The following is a 19,320-nucleotide window of genomic DNA, read 5'->3' as shown; positions in this document are numbered from 1 at the left end:
TCATTAGCGATGCCAAACTATACAACTCATTACCCGTTTTTTCATAATGTTCAATCCGCATCCTTAAGATTTGTTGCTTAAAAAACGAATTCGTCCTATCAGGATTTGAAAGTGTATAATATAAAGAAGCTGAGGTTGTATAGATTTTATTTCATAATAAAGGCAGGTCCTCATACTTATGTCCAGCAAAAAAGAGAAAATTGAAGCTCCTAAAATARCAAGCGAATTGAAATCTTTAGACGTTCCTGATTACGAATGGGCGGATGAGATTGAGATTAGCGACAGCATCATTCAAGACAGCGGTGTTCATAATCAATCGGCTTATAAGCCTTGTTTTGATCGCGTGGTGTTTAATAACGTATCGTTTCGGGCGACAAGCCTGCGAAAAGCGGAATTTACCGATGTTCGTTTTGACAACTGCGATTTATCAAATATCGATCTAAGTGAAGCGGTATTTCATAGGGTCACATTCCTTAATTGCAAGCTGCTTGGCATGGATTTGACAGGCTCAATGCTGCGCAACGTAAGGTTCGAGCAATGTGTGGCGGATTATGCCGTACTGCGCTTCACCAATGCCAAAGGCGTTAAATTCGACAAAAGCTCGTTAGCCAAAGCGGACATGTCCAATATGACATTAGCTAATTTCTTTCTGCATGAAACAAATATCGATCAAGCGCAGCTTTCACAGACGAAGCTTGGTGGCATCGATATTAGCAGCTGTGAATTTAACAGCTTAGGCGCGTCGCTAGAGGATTTGCGGCGCTGCATCATCTCGCCTGCACAGGCGATTACAATGGCGACGATTTTTGGGCTTGTTGTGAATGATGGAACATAATGGCGAGCAGTATACCAACGCCTAAATGGTAACAAAGAAGACCACTGCGTACGAGCAGTGGTCTTCTTTTTGCATGGGAATGATTTACTTATATATCGTGTCGTGATACAATCACATCATGATATATCGAGATGCGATATAACATGGGGTGATATACACTTTCAGTAGTTCCACACAAAAGGAGCCGAGTCACAATGGAGAAATTACTTCGCAATTATTTGCCTATGTCGGAAACGGCTTTTTATATTTTGCTGTCGCTTATAGAGACTCGTCATGGTTACGGGATCATGCAGCATGTAGATGAACTAACGAACAACAGAATTCATTTAGGCGCCGGGACTTTGTACGGAAGCTTGTCGCGCATGGAAAAAGACAGCTTGATTGAAGTTGTGCTTGAAGAGGATAGGCGTAAGTTTTATCGCATCACGGATGACGGTAAAACCTTGCTCAAACTAGAGATGAACCGGATTGGGGAGCTGTATCATAATAGTTTAAAAGTGGAGGGGAAACTTCATGAATAACGAGAAACGGGTGACGAAATGGTGGGTAAGCTGGGATTCGGAAAAAATAGAGCGATGGCTTGAGCAAGAGGAAGCTGAAGGATGGCATCTGAGGAAAGTAAGCGGCAATGTCGTTCGTTTCCATTTCCAGAAGGGTGAGACTAGAAAGCTAAGATATTGCCTCGACTATCAGATGAACAAAGACCCAAACTATGTGCAGCTGTTTAAAGAAGCAGGCTGGGAGCTCGTATATTCCGGCGCAGGCTGGTATATTTGGCGAATGCCCTACAGTGAGGTGCGGCCTGAAATCTACTCCGATCTGGATTCTCTAATTGATCGCAACAAAAGAATTTTGTCCCTGCTTTCAGTCGTATTATTCGCACAGTTTCCCATTATATTGATTAACATTTTTCCATTACAAATGTTCAATCCATGGTCATTAATCATTTTAGGTTTGTATATGATCGTTGTTGGGTTGTTTGTTTATGGTATTATTCGTATCGTTTCCAATAATCGAATGCTTATCAAGAGACGAGATTTGCATAAATAGCACAGAAGTAGAGGCTGCCCGCGGGCAGTCTCTTTTCTTTTTTCACATGTGTGCACACCGTTTTGAGCAGGTGAAAAAATCAAACCTGAGTGAACATAAACGCTTCATTTTCGGGAGAATTAGGCGGTCTAATGGAAGTTCATTGCTGTCTAAATTGTTCAGTTGAAGAGACGGTACACCTAGGCTAACATTCATGGAGACGTTCTAAGCAGCACGATCTGCAAACGCATACATAAAGAGCGGATACCCAAACTAAAGGAGGAATTCAATTGTTGAAAAGAAAGAAATGGCTGTCTTTGGCGCTATGCTTCTCTCTATTAGCAAGTTTTCTAACCTCGCTTGCCCCTGTAAACGCAGCAAGTGAAGGGCTAGAGGAAGCTTTAGCTGTCACGGACGATTTTACAGAGCAGGAGCTGAAGGATAACGATTATATTTTATATTTCGTTAATGCAGGTGATTCAACCCCGAAGACAGTTGAAGGGAACGACAAGCTGGGCTTGTATAGCTCGGTTACGGAGCAGGTATATGGAATAGATCCCCTAACGTCTAAATCATGGGGCTTGGTGACGACAACGAGCGGCACAAACGTCTGGGATGCTACGACCAAATCCGGATCGTTAAGATATTATAACGGTACGCAGGTTAGAGATAAGGCACTGGCTTATGACTTTGAGCTGCCAACAGGCGAATATGACGTGACCTTTGGCTTCAATAATCCGTGGAGCGGAAGAAGCGTGAACTTGCTGCTGGAAGGGAATAACGTTTCTGGCGGTGATTTTGCAATTGGCGGTGAAGGGGCTGAAAAATCGGTTACTTATCGCAAAATCAGCGTTACCGATGGGATGTTAAACGTAAGGATACAAGGGCCGGCAACAGCTGCGCTCTCAAACTATAACGATCCACTCGTTAATTATCTCATCATTAGACAGAACAGAACGGTTCCACTTTCTGATTTAGATGACAAGATTGCAGCAGCAAGAGCTGAAGCAGCAAACACGAAATATACGCCATTCAGTCTCGCAGTACTGAACGAGGCCATTCAAGAGAGTGACTCCATTCTGCAATCGTTAGTGGGCACCGGTGCGGATATTACGGATCTCGCAATTCAGGAGCAGATTATTTCGGCTATCGCAGCATTATCAAAGGCGATATCAGAGCTGGCGGTTAAAGAGACATACAATTCTTTTAAGCCCGGTGCGGTTTGGAGAGATACGAACGGGGCGCTCATTCAAGCGCACGGCGCTGGCATGATGTTTGATGAGAATACACAAACCTATTACTGGTATGGCGAGGATAAAACCTATGGTTATTTGCCTGCCAGAGGGGTAAGGGTTTACGCGTCCAAGGATTTGTACAACTGGGAGGATCATGGACTCGCCCTGACAGCGATCGGTTCCATAGATGACTTTGAGAATGATCCGCTTATTTCAGAGCTATATGCTGGTCGGACAGATCAAGCTGATATTTTGAACGACATCGGTACGGATCGCATCATTGAACGTCCTAAAGTCATTTATAACGATCATACAAAAAAATATGTGATGTGGATGCACACGGATGGCCCAAGTGCGACATCGACAGCCAACTATGCGAAAGCAGAAGCCGGCTATGCGCTTAGTGACTCTCCACTCGGACCTTTTGTCTATCAAGAGAGCCACCGCATGGACCAAGCGCCTAAGGGAGCAACTGATAACGGCCAGCCAAATCAGCCAGGCATGGCGCGGGATATGACGTTATTTAAGGATGACGACGGCACCGGTTATTTGATTTATTCGAGTGAAGAAAATTTAACGATGTACATCTCCAAGCTCAATGATTCGTATACAGATGTTGTTGGTTGGCATAAAGACGGCAACGAGGAGCGAGATACGGAGTACAAGGGAGTGCATGGCGAGGACTATGTGCGCGTATTCCCGCTCGCTCAGCGCGAGGCACCAGCACTATTTAAGTACCAAGGGAAATATTACATGATTTCATCCGGTGCGACGGGCTGGGCTCCGAACGTGGGCAAATATACGGTTGCCGACAGCATGATGGGACCGTGGAAAACGATGCGCGATGTTGCGCCTGGAAGCTCAACGACCTTTGGCTCGCAGAGCACTCAAGTGATTACAGTAGACGCGGCTGCGGGGAAATTCATCTATATGGGTGACCGCTGGAATCAAAACGATCTTGCGAATTCCCGCTATATTTGGCTGCCGATTGAATTTGGTCAAAATGATGAAATTGCCCTTCAATGGCATGATGAGTGGTCGCTTGATTTGCTCGACAGCATGGGGAAGGTGACATTGAATACTCCGCTTCCTGCAAGTACAACAATTGGCAAAGCGCCAGCACTTCCGACTACTGTACAAGTGACCTTATCGGATGGAACGGTGAAGGATACGCCGATGAGCTGGAGCATAAATGAAGCGTCATTCAAAATTCCGGGGACGGTGCGCGTCAGCGGCAAGCTGACAGAGATCTCCAATAAGGTAATCGAACATCAGATGTATGTCATTCCAGAGGGCAGCACTTATTTTGTTCATGCAGGCGGTGCGGAAACGTCAGATTATAAAGATATTACTCAATTGATTGGCGAAGATCATTTGCTAAACGGAAACGTTATCGATCAGAAATATGATCCGGCGAACAATCAAACTTGGGGTTATATCGGTGACAATACGCTGACATCCGGTACGAACAGCGGCAATATCTTTGATGGATTGCGTTATTTGAAAAGCAATGCAGGCAATGATCTCTCGTACCGCTTCGACATCGATAATGGAAGCTACGATGTTTATGTAGGCTTGTACGACCCGTGGTCCCAGTATTCAAACGGCAAACGGATAGCTGATATTTTGCTGAACGGAACGGTAAAAACAAGCGGGTATGTTTTCTCCTCAGCAAAAGATGTGCTTAGCTATGGCAATGTAGCCGTTGATAACGGAAAGCTGGAGCTGACGGTGCATAGAGCAGCGAATGCAGGCGCCACCAGTTCCGATCCGCAAATTAGCTGGATTATGATAACGGATAGCAAAGGCGATGTTGTTGAGACTCCTACAGAGCTGATTGTCCATTATGACATGAGCAAGCTGGAAGGCACTTCGGTCATTGACCAGACTGGCAAATACAATGGCAAATGGGTTAACCCTGCCAACGCGGAGTGGATTAAGACGGATGCAGCGGGAGCCATCAGCTTTGCTGGCGGCAATACAAGCTCTTATATTGAAATGCCGCAGGGTATTTTGGATGGGCTGACGGATGTCACGGTATCTGCCCTTGTCAATTGGAAAGGCAAGAACAGTGCAGAATGGCTGTTTGCGCTTGGACAAGGCGATACACATTATTTGTATATGACGCCAAAATATAATGCAGACAACACGGCGCGATTCGGTATCGCAACGAATGGGTGGCGCAATGAAGTGGCGACGAAAGCGCCGCTGCTCCAATCAGATGATTGGAAGCTCGTTACGGCAGTAATGTCGGGTACAGAAAACAAGCTGTTGCTGTATGTAGACGGCCAGCTAGTCTCGTCTGGTAATGCTGGCGGCTTTACTCTCGATCAAATTAACAATAAAAACGGCATCAGCGGTTTTATTGGAAAATCCTTTTATGCGGGAGACGCTTATTTTGGCGGTATGATCGCAGACTTCCAAATCTATAATGGCGCACTTCCTGCCTCTGAAGTGAGCGAGCTTAATGTGGCGGCAAATGAGAAGCTGGCAAGCATGGAGGTGCTGCTGCTACAACATGCGGCCGATCAATTAGATGACCTGAGCTTCCTTGGGGAGAATAGCAGCAAGGATGCAGTGCTGACGGATCTCGAGCTGCCAACGACTGGATTGCATGGAGCAACCATTACTTGGCAATCAGATAATGAGTCAATCATTAGTAATAGCGGTACTGTTGCACGGCCTGTTTTTGAAAATGGAGATCAGATTGTAACACTGACCGCTGTACTCTCAGATGGAAAATCAACTGTAACAAGAACGTTCACGTTTACTGTATTAAAGCAGCCGGATACGGCTGTTCATGTAACAGGAATTACGGTGAACAAGGATGCGGTTATGCTGAAGGAAGAAGAGCAGCTGCAACTGAATGCAGAAGTTGCACCGCTGAATGCGGATAATAAAGCCGTGTTATGGTCCAGCGATGCAGCAGCCATTGCATCAGTCGATACAAACGGCATTGTTACAGCTCTAAAAGAAGGAACAGCTACCCTTACGGTTGTGACGGTAGACGGTGGATTTACAGCTAAGGTTGTCGTAACGGTGGAGAAAAAGAAGGATACTGGCGTAGAGCCTAGCCCAACCCCAGATCCAACACCGAGCCCTAGCCCGGACCCAACACCAAGTCCGAGTCCAGATCCAACGCCTAGTCCGACGCCAAACCCTGGAACGAACCCAACACCAAGTCCGGTTCCAACACCGAGCCCAGACCCAGAGCCGCATTTCAAGGATACAGCAGGGCACTGGGCAGCAGCATCGATTAACAAGCTGTCGGACAAAAACATTTTGGGCGGTTTTCCAGATGGCAGCTTTAAGCCTAATCAGGAAATGAGCAGAGCGGAATTTTCAGCGGTTATTTACAGATTGTTAGGCCTCAAAGCAGAAAGCAGTGAATCTGGCTTCGGAGATATTACGCCGACTGCTTGGTATAGTAAATATGTGAATGGCTTGTATGCCGCTGGAATTATAACTGGTTTCAATGATGGCAGCTTCAAGCCGAATCAGGAAATGACGAGAGAGGAAGCATTCGTTATTTTGTATAGAGCGGTTAAAGACCAAATGATCGTTGCCTCCGGAGCGGCCAAACCATCCTTTGCGGATGAGCCCAGCTTGTCCAGCTGGGCAAAAGAAGCGATAGCAGCATTAACGGAAGCGGGTATCATTAAAGGTTATGAGGATGGTTCAATCAGGCCAAAGGAAAAGATTACACGCGCCGAGATTGCATCGATTGTAGCAAACTTCGTCAAATAGCAGGCTTAACGCGAGACATCCCAAAATAAGGGATGTCTTTCGTTTATTTAAATATAAGGCAGTATATTTTTTTTCTAAAGAACGCCGAATGCGTTTTAGCTTGTTAGACGATAAAAATGATATACTGTTGTGAAAACAATCGATTATTATGGAAAACGATGATATGATTTAAATAACGAAATTTGACGATAATTGTGCGCATGTAGGAGGCTATTTACAGATGGAGTACATTAGTACAAGAGGAAATGTTGGCAAAATAGGGTTTATCGATGCGTTTATGATGGGCTTAGGCAACGATGGAGGACTGCTTGTTCCGAGCGAAATTCCAGTTATTTCAGCTGAAACATTAAAGGAATGGCAGAATCTTAGCTATCAAGAGCTTGTACTTGCTATATTCTCACATTTTACGAATGATGAGATTCCAGCACAGGATTTGAAGGATATGGTGTACGCGAGCTATGCTACTTTCCGTGACCCGGAAGTAACGCCTGTCCGCAAGCTGAAGGATGATCTTTATTTGCTGGAGCTGTTCCACGGGCCTACCTTTGCATTTAAAGATATCGCGCTTCAGTTCATGGGCCAGCTTTATACGTATGTTGCAGCGAAGCAAAATAAAAAAATTCATATACTCGGTGCTACTTCCGGCGATACAGGAGCTTCGGCAATCGAGGGCGTTAAAGGCAAAGACGGCATCAAGATTTGTATTCTACATCCACATGGCAAAGTAAGTAAAGTACAAGAGCTGCAAATGACGACGGTTCAGGACGACAATGTGCTCAATCTATCCGTAGATGGCAACTTCGACGATTGCCAGCGCATGATTAAGGATTTGTTCGCTGACCTTGATTTTAAAGCTAACAATCAGCTTGCGGCGATCAACTCCATCAACTTTGTTCGAATCTTGGCGCAGACGGTTTACTATTTCTATGCCTACTTCCAAGTGGCGAAGCAGACGGATGCGAAGCAGGTTAACTTTAGCGTACCGACAGGCAACTTCGGTGATATTTTTGCAGGTTACCTAGCGAAGCGTATGGGACTTCCTGTAGGTAAGCTCATTCTAGCTACGAATGAGAACAATATTTTGGAGCGCTTTATTCTTGAGGGCGTGTACAAGCCGGGCGACTTCCGCAGCACGTACAGCCCATCGATGGACATTCAAGTAGCCAGCAACTTTGAGCGTTACTTGTATTATGTGCTTGGCGAGGATGCTGCTCAAATTCGCAGTCTGATGGATCAGTTCAAAGCCGAAGGACAAATCGTCATTGCCGGCGATGCGCTGAGCAGAGTGCAAGCCGAGTTTGGCGCGCATGGCGTACAAGGCCAAGAGTGCCTGAGCACGATTAAGAAATATGAAGCGGAAAACGGCTACCTGCTTGATCCGCATTCAGCTTGCGGCGTCGCTGCGGCTGATAAATACAGCAATGAACAAGGAATCACGATCTCGCTTGCGACGGCTCATCCGGCTAAGTTCAACGAAGCCATCGAGCTTTGCGGCATCGAGCAGCAATTCCCTGAGCAAATCGCTTCGCTGTTTAGCAAAGAACAGCGTCAGACTCGCGTAGACGGATCGCTTGCAGCGGTCGTTAGCGAATTAGAAGCATTTTATAACGCATAATCATGAATGCTTGGATACGATGGAAAAGGCAGCATCTAGAGGAGAAATCCTTTCGCTGCTGCCTTTTTTCTATTGGAACCTACATTTAGGCTCGTTTAAGTATATTTCGGAGCACAGAAGTGATCAGCTTATGATCTTGATCATCCGGCAATCCGGATACAGCAATGGTTCCGATTACCCCGAATCCTCGAGCGTAGATGGGATACGCTCCGTTATAAGGAGCGTAGAGCGAAGGGGATAACGAATAACGCTCGGCAAGCGTTGTACCGGCAGCGCGCAACTCGATTTCCATACGATAGGAGCTGACTCCAAAACGATTGACGACGCGTGCTTTTCGCATGACCCAGTCATCATTGTCTGCCGAGGTGCCGGGAAAAGCATAGTGAAACAGCTGTTGTTCGCCTTTTCGAATATCAATCGTTACCGACTTGTTCTCCGATTTGGCCTGCTCAATGAGCCCAAGCCCGATTTGCAGCGCGGTTTCGTTCGTGAAGGAGTCGAATTGCAGCTCCTCTTCCTCGCGCTTCAATTCCTCTAGAGGTTGTTCGTGATTCATTATGCCGATCTCCTTTACAGCGATATATTAAGCTCTGAAGCCGTCTTGCATATGTACTCCCGAGCTTGCTGATACTGCTCATTGGTGGATAGGTGCTCGATAATGAGCGTCGTATCCGGGTGCAGCTTGTTCAGCTCGGTAAGAAATGTACGGTAATCAAGCAAGCCTTGGCCTGGGATGACCTCATCCATATGAACGGTCAATTGACCGCGCAGCAAAATATCCTTCGCATGGCAATTCCGAATATATGGCCCAAGCTTTGCAAAAAAATCACGGATGATCTCGCCATTTTGGTAATAGGCCCGAGGGCTGCTAATGATATTGACGGGATCGAAGTGTACGCCAAAGCCTTTGCGATCGATCGCTTTGATCAAGGCAAGATAGGAGTCAGCCGAATCTGGGAATACCCACGGCATCATTTCCAAAGCAAATACGGTTCTCTCTGGTTTAACCGCATCGATAATTTCACGCGTCGTCTCTACAATGAGCTCAAAGGTTTCATCGCTGAAATTTTCGGGATCGGGTCCGTCCCATTGTTCGCCGCGTGACCCGGCAATGTTTACGCAGCACTGCGCAGCCATCCGTTCTGCAAGTTCCAGACGCTGCGTGCAGTAGGCAATAGCTTTGCGCCTTGTTTCCTCATTTCGGCTAATAGGGTTGCTCCATGCGCCGACCTCGGAAATCAGAATATCATGTTTTGCTGCTGCGGCTAAGTAATCATCCAGCTCGCTAATATCTTCATTGCCGTCTATGGGGCAGGTTGTTGCGCGGAAGCCCGCTTGTATAAGTGCATTTGACCAACTTTCAGGATTTTTGTTTTCTAGAAAAACCTGACCTCCAAGCCTCATCGAAACCCCATCCTTTGTTCGAATATTTTCTCGCTAGCAGGATTAACTTATGTTGAGCAAAGTATAACATGAACACGCGTTTATACAAGATCAAACTTTTTGATGAGGATGAGCCCATTGAAAAAATAAAATTTTGTTGCTGCAAAGGGAATGACAGCCAATTTATGAAATGTATATGATAATGGCATAAACACGCGCTCATGAAAGAGGCTAGCAACAATTGAAAAAGGCAGACATAAATAGTGTAGAGGTCGCCCGACAATATCAGTATAGAGAAGAATGCTTAGTTACTGACTAGGAACTTTCTGAAGAAATTCTGAATATTACTAAGCTTTTTTTAAAGAAAGAAATGCTCGCCTAATTCAAAGGCGAGCATTTCTTTTAGACTATTTAATTAAGGTACCTTTAGAATTCCTGTAAATTGATTAGGTGCAACTCTATTTTTCAATTATAAGACTAATTGAAAAATGTATATGTTCAACTGGTGGATTAACTTCATGTCACAATATATTAGAATTTATCATCTGCAAACGTATTAAAGATAACCATGTCATTTAATAAAATAATCTAGTGTCCCGTGGTTTATGGAAATTGAACCAATGGACGTAATCATGGGGTTCGATGTCAAACTGTTCTTCCGCGAGGAAATGCGCATGGTTAGCGAAATCCGTCTTAAAGATACAGCGAGCTACTCGTTCTATGGATCTGTTCATCCTCCATGTCTCATAGGTTCATGACGAGCCCCAGCCGTTTAATCCTTCTTGCCCAGAGAGATGTACTGATCCTCGGAAGTGCCGAAAGGAGTGTTTAGTAGCGCGCTCATCAAGCCGAAAGCGACCTCGGACTTGGAACGAGTGAAAACGAACTTTGTGACCTGCTCGGGAAGGAGTTCCGGGCATTCCGAGGTGCAGACGACGACAAGGTTCTCCGGGCTCAGGTACTTCAGTACCTGCAAGGCCAAAAATTCGTTGAAGACGACGAGAGGCTTGTTCTCGTGCTGCTGGATAAATTGCTTGAGCGACTCTTCGTCACTGGTGGCCGCATATACGAGCGATTCGTCCAATCCCGAAGAGGATCGAATGATTTCGTGATACCGCTCGTTCGACATGTGTTCGTGAATGAGTGCATAAGGCTGTCCGGCCGGCAATGACGAGTTCAGATCACTGAACAATCGTTGGAAATCAGGATTGACTTGCCGGAACAAGGAATCGTCGATCAAGCTGTCCACGATAACCAGCGGCGAGCCGTATTGCAGATTCCTCGATATCGCATGGAAGGATTGGGCCATAGCGTCAATCAGAAAGACGCCATCCAGCTTGCGCTCGGCAATGATCTCGAAATTGGGTTTGGCCGGATCAATTTGGGATACAAGGAGATGATAGCTCTTCTCCCGACATCGGCGCTCTAATCCGTCAAGGAAAGCTCCGTAGCTGACCGGCTTTGGAATGCGGGCGTCTCCGGTGCTGACGAACAGCACGCCGAGGACGTTGGTTTTACCCAGTGAGAGCGACTTCGCCGTCAAATTTTGAACGTAATGAAGCTTGCTCGCTGCCGTAAAGACCCGCTGCCGCGTCTCTTCTGGAATCGTCTGGGTGCTCACGTAATTAAGGACATAGCTTACCGTGGCGACGGAGACGCCGGCTTCTTTGGCTACGTCGCGAAGTGTCGTTTTTTTCATCGTATCAGTAACCGCCTCGTTAGGATCAAAAGTTTAGATAATCATAAGTCCGAACTTGGAAGGATGTCAAACTTCCCGTTGACAAGCCACGGGAAACGCCCTATACTGAAGCCGCTTAACCGGTTAAGTTAAAACTTGAAGAATAAAGTTCTCAGGAGGGGCTATGCAATATGGAAAATTCGGCTCAATCGAAGCTGATCGTATTACCCGGGGTGCACGCATCCCGGCTGGGGAACGAAAGAGACATCTACATTTATTTGCCTGCGGGCTATGACGATGATCCGTCCGTAAGGTATCCCGTGTTGTACATGCACGTAGGCCAGCACGTATTCGAGCCGAGCAAGCCATCCGGAGAGTCCTGGGGTATGCACCGCGTAGCGGACCGACTATTGGCGGAAGGGCTGATTCGGCCAATTATTATCGTAGCGGTCGAACATAAGTACGAGGACGGAACCAGTGAATATTTCCACGACCTGTGCGCGTATCCTATTCGCTGCGTCGGCGAGCTTTACGAGCATTTTCTAATCGAAGAGCTGAAGCCAATCGTAGATCGCGCATTCAGGACACTGCCGGATGCGGAGCATACGGCGTTAATGGGCTCCTCGGCGGCCGGCATTGCAACGTACAACATCGGGCTCCGCCGTCCGGACGTATTCGGCATGCTGGGCATCCTGTCGCCTTTTTTCGTCCAGGTAGATCCCGGCACGCTGGAAGAAACGCCGCAGTATCGGCTGTATCCGTATAACGATGGGCAGAAAATATGGATGGACATAGGTGGGGCGGAGGGATTCTTCATGCCATCCCACGTGCGGAGCGTCGCGGAGAATATGCAGCAAGCTGGCTGGAAGCAAGGTGAGGAGCTTTATTATTATCTGGACATGGAAGCCGCGCATTCCGAATGGGACTGGAGCCGCCGGGCGCACATGCCGCTGCTGCACTTCTTTGGCGAAGCCGCCGATGTGTCGGTTCTCGCGCTTGAAGGGGACGGTATCGTCGGTGTCGACGGGCCTGTAGTGGTCGTTAATGCGGTTGCCGCGCTTCACAACGGCATACGCTTCAGTTTGCTCAGAGCCGATTACCAGACGGATAATCCGGATGTCCTCGGGATTTCGCCAGACGGAAGGCTGCTTCCACGGAAACCCGGCACTGCGACGATCGTCTGCCGTTATGGGGGCCATGAAGCAGCCAGAATGTATACTGTCGTGGAACGGCTATCTGAGACCGTCGTCGTCGAGCTTGAAATTCGCGTGCCGGATACAACGCCGGAAGATGCCGAGATTTATGCGACGTTCGGCGTTCCGAAGCTCGGCAAAGGATTGTATGGCGGAACGGTCAGTTTGCCTAGAGGATTAACGTTCGATTTTCTCATCACCCGGGGCTACGATAAGGAAGAGGTCGATCGGGATTTCGGGCGGATGCGTTACAGAAGGCTTGTCACGGACGAGGACAAGAGAGTCGTTTACACGGTTCATAATTGGATAGACTTAAGGCCAGTTACGGGAAGAGAGGAGGAGATTTGAATGACGCAGCCTTCGCGAGTGGAAACCATCGCGAATTTCCGATCGGAAATTATGCGCAACGAAAGGGACATTTTCGTTTATTTGCCGCCCGGCTACGGGCAGGAAGCGGACAGGACGTATCCGGTGCTTTACGTCCATGACGGGCAGAACGTATTCTATGAAGCATTTAACGGGCAGTCATGGAACCTGCACCGCGTATGCGACCGTCTGATTGCGGAAGGACGCATCGAAAAATTGATCGTCGTGGCGGTTTCGAATATGGGGCTGGAGCGAAACAGCGAGTTCGCGCATCAAGGCTCGTTCGCGGAGGAGCTCGACTACCCTTGCCGGGGAGAGTTCTATGAACGTTTCCTGACGGAGGAAGTTAAACCCTACATCGACCGTACTTACCGGACGAAGCATGAGAGCCGCCACACCGCACTGATGGGTTCGTCCAGAGGCGGGCTCGCGACTTACCATATCGGGTTCCGCCGTTCCGACGTTTTTGGCAAGCTGGCCATGGTTTCGCCTTATTTTGCCCAATACAATGAGGAGACGATGACGCATCTGCCCATCGTTCAGACTTTCGATGGAAAAGGACCGTTTCAATTATGGATAGATGCTGGCGGCATGGAAGGCATGACTGTGCGTGTCGATCACGTCAGGCACATGGTGGAGCATTTCTTGAAGCTAGGCTACCGGTCTGGAGACGACCTCGTGTTCTGCTACGAACCGATGGCAGAGCATAACGAGGCAGCTTGGGAGCAGAGGGTATACGCGCCGCTTGTCTTCTTCTTCGGAGACAAAGGATCGCCCGTCTCAGCCGAGTTGACCGGTGATCCTATCGCCGGGATCGAGGGAGCCGAGGCATGGGTATACCCGCTTGTCTCATATGAAAGCGGTTTAGTTTCGGTCGACCTGGACGCAAGCTTTCGCGTAACGCCCGAAGGCGCAGCGGCGGTCGATCCGACAGGCTTGATCCGGGCAGTCAAGACGGGGGATTGTGAGATCGCATACAGCGGACATGGGCTGAACGCATTGACAATAATCAGGATCGTGCCGGAATTATCCGAAAAGGTCGAAGTGGAGCTGGAAGTTGTCGTACCAGACGATACCTCGGCAACGGCGAGAGTATATGCGGGGGCGGAACTGGAGAAGTCCGGACCTCGCTCCTACCGAAGGCGGCTTTTCCTGCCGAGAAATACGGGATTTGCTTTTCACGTCTCAGAGCATTCTGGTCTAAGGGAAGCAGGCCCGGAGGGGGCGGATGTCCCGAAGAGGCGGTTCGTCGCTGACAGCAACAAGACGTTGCATTATGAAGTCCAAAGTTGGATGCTAAGTCAATCGATATGAATACGGGGTAAAACACTGACTCGCGGCGCGTTCTTAACGCTATCGCTGCTCGCCGCAGCCGCGTGCTCCAACGGCACAACCGAGTCCGGAGCGGGCGTAACTCCCGTGCAAAGCCAGTTCGATCTGGCGTTCGAGAAGATCGATACGGAGCTTGTACCGGAGACTGGCGCGAGCTTGCTGGTATAGGAGAGCAAAGAAGCCCGGCCTTTTGTGGATGCCATCATCAAGGAATTTACGGAACTATACGGCGTCGAAGTGAAGATGCAGGAGCTTGGAACGATGGATCAAATCGGAAAATTCGAGCTGGACGGTCCAGCTGGCATTGCGGCAGACGTCATTACGACTTCCTAGGACCATCTGGGCAAGGCGGCAAGCGCCGGGCTGATTCTGCCTAACGATGAGTTTGCGGACGCGACGCGCAGCGAGCACGAGGACGTGGCGGTCGCCGCGGCTTCGTATAATAACAGGCTGTTCGGCTATCCCATCAAGGTCATGACTTATGCCATGTTCTACAATAAGGATTTGATTTCTGAGCCTCCGAAGACGATGGAAGAAGTCATCGAGTTCGGGCGATCGTTTAACGATCCCGAAAGCAACAAATACGCGTTTATGTTCGATGTGCCGTTTTTCTATTACAGCTATCCGTTCATCGGATCTACTGGTGGTTATATCTTCGGGAGCGGAGGCACGGATTCTGCTGACATTGGACTAAACAACGAGGGCGCGGTTAAGGGAATGCAAACTTTTGCGGAGTTGCTTAAAGAAATATTGCCGATCTCCGCGGGAGCGGTATTCATTGCCATACCGAATACGCTGCTGTTCATGTATTTGCAGAGGCACTTTGTTGACGGTCTGGCGGCAGGCGCGACTAAAGGATAGAAGAGACAGAGGGAACGACTTCATTGTATTAACGTAGTGTGCAAATCTATAAGGTGTGGACTCACTTTCAGCTATCTTATCACCTTAATAAGCTTACTGCTAAGCCGACGATCTTCAGTTAACCATAAACTGATTTCGCTCGGCTTTCTTTAATGGTTGCGGCTCTTTGATCATTTTTATTAAATGTTCAGAGCAGGTGGTTAATTTGATGAACGGTATAGAAAGATCCTGTAGAAAAAAATCACATGACTTATGCAGTTCATACCAACAGATGGAAAACCACTCGTCTGTGAACCAAATGGCTTTTTTAACCAGTAAGGACGCTTTACTTGCGACCATGTTCAAACCCTATAAGCTTGCGCAGTATACACTTAGTCGATTTTTCACAACTTCGTTTGCATGGAGAACGTTTGGTCATAAACGTGCGGCAAGGCTTCAAGAAGTTAGCGTTACGGCACTAAAACCAGGTGACGTCATAAACTTGATGATACGCTTATTGCCCATCCCTACGCCAAAAAATTGCCTTTCTTATGCTGGTTGTTCGACTCTTCATCCAAAACGTATCGCTGGTGTATGAATCTGGTTGTCCTTCAAGAAAGGGCAAGCGATCTCGAAAGATAAGCGTGTCCCTATTGCCGCGGTCGTCACTGTTCGCTTGAAAGAAGTTGGCATAGAGGACTATGAATACAGCCCTGCAACGTACAAGGGAGCCTATCTCATCATTAGCAACCGCGCATATGGAATTCGTGTTCGCTACGGAGGCATTAGTAGCCTATGCGTTATGGCAAGCAAACAAAGAAAAAAGGAGTAATGAGAGCTGCACCCACGGCGAAATGGTTCGCGGACTCTTCAAAACTCGTTGCCATGTTCGTAAAAGAAACCAAAAGGGATCTGAACGAATCGATATCGATTTTGACACAGAAGTACGAATTTTCGCAAGCATTATTTCTGCCTATTGGCCCAAGCGTCTGCTCATGACCAGGTGGCCGGTTTATTCAAGCATAGATTCTCACAATTCCCACTTAATTCATCGAACTGTATAAGTGATGTCTATATGATATAATAAACTTAGTTTGCTAGATGTGGTTTTCGTTAGGAAAAAATAAGTGAATAGCAAAGGGGAATTCATTTAATGTTAAGAAAAATAGGCCTAATCTTGTTAGTAGTTAGCATGCTGCTTCCAGCATCTTTGAGTCATTATGTTAGGGCGGCTGGGAGCAATAATGTGGATGTGGACAGGGTTGAATTTACATATCCGCATACCCCCTCTCTTTCGAACACGATTAACGAGTATGATGTTTACATTCCGAGAAGTTCGATTTCTACGTACTATTTCGCTATCAAGACCGTCGATGAAAATGCAACGATACAATATCAAATGAATGGAGATAATTGGAAAAATCTTGGACAATGGACATCTACAGGCCATCTTCCTCTAAATCCGGCTAATAACCTCATAGAAATAAAAATTACTTCTTCCGATGGCACAGTCACTCGACTGATCAATTTCCATGTGCATCGGCCGATGGCCAACGATGCTGCTCTAAAGAAGCTGGAAACTTCAGCCGGGACGATTGCATTCGATGCCAATACGCTTAATTACACCGTTCATGTTCCTTATTCGACAGTCTCTACGAAGGTCACTCCTACTCTAAACGATGCCGATGGTAGCTTGTCCATAAATGGAATAGGGGGCACAGATGGCGAAGCTAGCTCCGCTATCCAGCTTGGAGTGGGCAGCACGGCCATTCCAGTTGAAACGATTTCTGCGGATGGCTCCCAAACTAGAAAATATACTATCGAAGTTATTCGTTCTGAGCCTAGCACGAATGCAACTTTGGAGCAGCTAAGCTTATCCGGAAGTGCTTTGCTGCAGCCGGATTTCGCCAGCGGACGCTTCAGCTATGAGGCTGTTGTAGCAAATAGTCAAGATTCCATCATGGTAACGCCTACAGCATCAGAAGAGAATGCTTTAATCGCCTACAGTGCTAATGGGGGATCATTCACTAGCATATTCAGCGGTTCGGCAAGCATTCCTCTGCCGCTGGAGGTAGGCCTGAATACGATTGCGATACGCGTCACCGCCGAGGACAGAGCGACGGTGAATCAATATGTGCTGACAGTTTATAGGCAGAGCAACGATGCGAATTTAAGCAGCTTGTCTCTCTCTGCTGGTACGCTCAGCCCATTATTCGAAGCTGGAATTTATAGCTATTCAGCCGAAGTGGGGAGTAATCAGAGTGCGATTACGTTGACGCCTTCGGCAGCGGGAACGAATGTGTCTATAGCGGTAAGTGTCAATGGCAGTTCCTATCAAAGCGTGACCAGCGGTTCGGCAAGCGCTCCCCTGCCGCTGGAGGCAGGCCTGAATACGATTGCGATACGCGTCACCGCCGAGGACAGAGCGACGGTGAATCAATATGTGCTGACAGTTTATAGGCAGAGCAACGATGCGAATTTAAGCAGCTTATCTCTCTCTTCTGGTACGCTCAGCCCATTATTCGATGCTGGAATTTATAGCTATTCAGCCGAAGTGGGGAGTAATCAGAATGCGATTACGCTGACGCCTTGGGCAGCGGGAACGAATGCGTCTATAGCGGTAAGTGTCAATGGAGGTTCCTATCAAAGCKTGACCAACAGTACGGCAAGCGCTCCCCTGCCGCTGGAGGCAGGCCTAAATACGATTGCCATACGCGTAACGGCCGAGGAGGGAAATGAGCAAATCTACACCGTACAAGTCTTGCGGCCAAGCCACAATGCTACACTGAGCGATTTGAGTTTGTCAGCAGGAACACTTACACCTTTGTTTCATCCTGAAACAGTAAACTACGAAGCATCCGTTGGTTATTCGGTTTATGCGATAACGGTAAAACCAGTTGCAGCAGAGAGTCATGCTTTAGTAAGCGTATCAGTAAATGACTCGACCTACGTCCCAGTTGCAAGTGCTAGCGACAGCGTAGATCTACTGTTGAGTCAAGGGAACAATGATATTCATATTAAAGTCGTCTCGCAGAGCGGTGAAGAACTGCTATACACAATTAGGGTAAACCGAGCTTTTGTTCCGTATACTCCGCCATCTCCGACTCCAACTACGGAGACTCCTGTTGGTCCCGTCAAGCCCATTTCATTTAACGATATTTTGGGGTCATGGGCAGAGCCGATCATACAGTCAGCAGTTCAGCAGGGCTGGATTTCGGGGTACCCTGATGGGACCTTTAGGCCTAACGAGAAAGTATCAAGGCAGGATTTTATCGTCATGCTGGTTAAGGCATTAGGTTGGTCTGGTCCAGCACAAGGGAGTGAACCGAGCTTTAGTGATGGGGAGCAAATCGCCCCTTATGCAGCGAATGCGATCGCACTTGGTTACCAGCATGGTTTATTTATTGGCTATCCGGATGGAAGCCTCCAACCAAAGGGGGGAATTAATCGTCAGGAGTTAGCCGTAATAGCTATGAGAGCGCTTGGCGAACCTGAGGGAGGCGCGCTTGCGCCAGAGACTGGGTTTGCTGATGATCGTCTTATTTCAAATTGGGCCAAATATGCTGTGAAGACAGCTAAAGACCGTGGCATCCTGAAGGGTCGGGGAAAGAATCTATTTGTTCCGGCTGAATCGGCAACTCGAGCTGAAGTCGTTGCTATCATTCAATATATATTGGATGATCTAGCAGCGAGCAAATAAAGGCAATTTGTTATGCTGAGCCGACAGCTTGATCTATTAGTCAAATTGCTGCTGCCCTGACATCAGCCATTGAAGGTTGGTTAACCAATAGAGCTTTCAGGCCTGCTCAGGTGCAGGCTTGGAGGCTCTATTCTATTAGGTATTGGAAACTTGCTATAATACCTGTAGATGACATGACTTATGCAGTTCATCCCAACTGATGGAAAATCACCAAAAGTCAGTATATTGTTGAACAAACCAAAAAATCCCTTGACTTTTCTTAATCACCCCAATAATCACGAAGGATACCCTTTCAACCGGGTATATCTTAGAGGATTTTAGGTGATTTTTTAAAACAAACACTTGAACAGCCACGGTTTCGCGATCT

Annotated in this window: 15 protein-coding genes; 11 read left to right on the top strand and 4 right to left on the bottom strand. The window is 47.6% G+C overall.

From position 1 onward, the window contains the following. Nucleotides 1-178 precede the first annotated feature (178 nt). The 5 genes from AC1DPK_RS07720 to thrC all read left to right on the top strand — a co-directional run bounded on the left by AC1DPK_RS07720 (nucleotide 179) and on the right by thrC (nucleotide 8,461). Entirely contained in the window at nucleotides 179-835 is a 657-nt protein-coding gene (locus AC1DPK_RS07720; RefSeq protein ID WP_477509900.1) for a pentapeptide repeat-containing protein, read from the top strand. A 194-nt stretch (nucleotides 836-1,029) separates the two neighbouring features. Continuing rightward, entirely contained in the window at nucleotides 1,030-1,356 is a 327-nt protein-coding gene (locus tag AC1DPK_RS07715; protein ID WP_339205035.1) for a PadR family transcriptional regulator, read from the top strand. After that, nucleotides 1,349-1,885 (top strand): DUF2812 domain-containing protein, encoded by a 537-nt coding sequence (locus AC1DPK_RS07710; protein ID WP_441880795.1) that lies wholly within the window; start codon nucleotides 1,349-1,351, stop codon nucleotides 1,883-1,885. The genes AC1DPK_RS07715 and AC1DPK_RS07710 overlap by 8 nt, the downstream gene beginning before the upstream one ends. Before the next feature lie 269 nt (nucleotides 1,886-2,154). Next, on the top strand, nucleotides 2,155-6,846 hold the full coding sequence (locus AC1DPK_RS07705; RefSeq protein WP_477509899.1) for an S-layer homology domain-containing protein: 4,692 nt from the start codon (nucleotides 2,155-2,157) through the stop codon (nucleotides 6,844-6,846). A 220-nt stretch (nucleotides 6,847-7,066) separates the two neighbouring features. Beyond that, nucleotides 7,067-8,461, top strand: coding sequence for a threonine synthase (thrC, locus tag AC1DPK_RS07700; protein ID WP_477509898.1), 1,395 nt, complete (start codon nucleotides 7,067-7,069; stop codon nucleotides 8,459-8,461). 85 nt (nucleotides 8,462-8,546) lie between these two features. Here the strand turns inward: thrC and AC1DPK_RS07695 are convergent, their stop codons facing one another. The 4 genes from AC1DPK_RS07695 to AC1DPK_RS07680 form a co-directional block, all read right to left on the bottom strand. Beyond that, nucleotides 8,547-9,017, bottom strand: a complete 471-nt coding sequence (locus AC1DPK_RS07695) for a heme-degrading domain-containing protein (protein WP_477509897.1) — start codon at nucleotides 9,015-9,017, stop codon at nucleotides 8,547-8,549. A 14-nt stretch (nucleotides 9,018-9,031) separates the two neighbouring features. Continuing rightward, complete coding sequence (locus AC1DPK_RS07690; RefSeq protein WP_477509896.1) at nucleotides 9,032-9,865, bottom strand: sugar phosphate isomerase/epimerase family protein; 834 nt, start codon at nucleotides 9,863-9,865, stop codon at nucleotides 9,032-9,034. Between the two features lie 554 nt (nucleotides 9,866-10,419). Further along, a complete protein-coding gene (locus tag AC1DPK_RS07685; protein WP_430053991.1) occupies nucleotides 10,420-10,578 on the bottom strand; it encodes an IS3 family transposase in 159 nt (52 codons plus the stop codon). Nucleotides 10,579-10,616: 38 nt separating this feature from the next. Next, on the bottom strand, nucleotides 10,617-11,543 hold the full coding sequence (locus AC1DPK_RS07680; RefSeq protein ID WP_477509895.1) for a LacI family DNA-binding transcriptional regulator: 927 nt from the start codon (nucleotides 11,541-11,543) through the stop codon (nucleotides 10,617-10,619). Nucleotides 11,544-11,713: 170 nt separating this feature from the next. On the opposite strand from AC1DPK_RS07680, the gene AC1DPK_RS07675 reads away from it, so the two are divergent. The 6 genes from AC1DPK_RS07675 to AC1DPK_RS07650 all read left to right on the top strand — a co-directional run bounded on the left by AC1DPK_RS07675 (nucleotide 11,714) and on the right by AC1DPK_RS07650 (nucleotide 18,953). Continuing rightward, a complete protein-coding gene (locus tag AC1DPK_RS07675; RefSeq protein WP_477509894.1) occupies nucleotides 11,714-13,063 on the top strand; it encodes an alpha/beta hydrolase in 1,350 nt (449 codons plus the stop codon). Next, a complete protein-coding gene (locus tag AC1DPK_RS07670) occupies nucleotides 13,064-14,395 on the top strand; it encodes an alpha/beta hydrolase (RefSeq protein ID WP_477509893.1) in 1,332 nt (443 codons plus the stop codon). Nucleotides 14,396-14,605: 210 nt separating this feature from the next. Next, nucleotides 14,606-14,746 carry a hypothetical protein gene (locus AC1DPK_RS07665; RefSeq protein WP_477509892.1) on the top strand — a complete coding sequence of 47 codons (141 nt, stop codon included), beginning with the start codon at nucleotides 14,606-14,608 and terminating at the stop codon, nucleotides 14,744-14,746. A 6-nt stretch (nucleotides 14,747-14,752) separates the two neighbouring features. Next, entirely contained in the window at nucleotides 14,753-15,274 is a 522-nt protein-coding gene (locus AC1DPK_RS07660) for an extracellular solute-binding protein (RefSeq protein ID WP_477509962.1), read from the top strand. Nucleotides 15,275-15,857: 583 nt separating this feature from the next. Next, on the top strand, nucleotides 15,858-16,085 hold the full coding sequence (locus AC1DPK_RS07655; protein WP_477509891.1) for a hypothetical protein: 228 nt from the start codon (nucleotides 15,858-15,860) through the stop codon (nucleotides 16,083-16,085). 321 nt (nucleotides 16,086-16,406) lie between these two features. After that, entirely contained in the window at nucleotides 16,407-18,953 is a 2,547-nt protein-coding gene (locus AC1DPK_RS07650; RefSeq protein WP_477509890.1) for a cadherin-like beta sandwich domain-containing protein, read from the top strand. The last annotated feature ends 367 nt before the right edge of the window (nucleotides 18,954-19,320 follow it).

It is taken from the genome of Paenibacillus sp. 01T424, from assembly GCF_056398745.1.
Note: the sequence above shows the minus strand (reverse complement) of the source record. Positions and strands in the feature narration are given on the sequence as shown.